This window comes from Mesorhizobium sp. M7A.F.Ca.MR.362.00.0.0 (genome assembly GCF_004023175.1).
Taxonomy (GTDB): Bacteria; Pseudomonadota; Alphaproteobacteria; order Rhizobiales; family Rhizobiaceae; genus Mesorhizobium.
In genome coordinates this window covers 1-223 of record NZ_RZTF01001191.1, presented here as the reverse complement: position 1 = coordinate 223, position 223 = coordinate 1, and the positions used below count along the sequence as shown (strand labels likewise).

At 67.7% G+C, this 223-nt stretch carries 1 protein-coding gene; it reads left to right on the top strand.

Translation table 11 applies throughout. The annotated features are described in order from the left end of the window. Window positions 1-223: E3 binding domain-containing protein (locus EOC06_RS39595; RefSeq protein WP_206631499.1), on the top strand; the 223-nt coding region annotated here is incomplete at both ends.

Here is a 223-nt window from a genome sequence, read left to right as displayed (position 1 = left end):
CCTCGAGGGGGAGGGGAAAGCCCGCGCGACACCTTTGGCCAGGCGCCTAGCTCGTGAGGCGGGCATTGCTCTTTCCACCGTATCCGGCACAGGCCCATACGGCCGTGTTGTAAAAGCCGATATCGACGCCGCACTTTCCTCCCTCCTCGAGGGGGAGGTGTCCGCGAAGCGGACGGAGGGGGTCGCCTCAGGAGGCGCCGCCCAATTCAGCACCGCCCTGGCG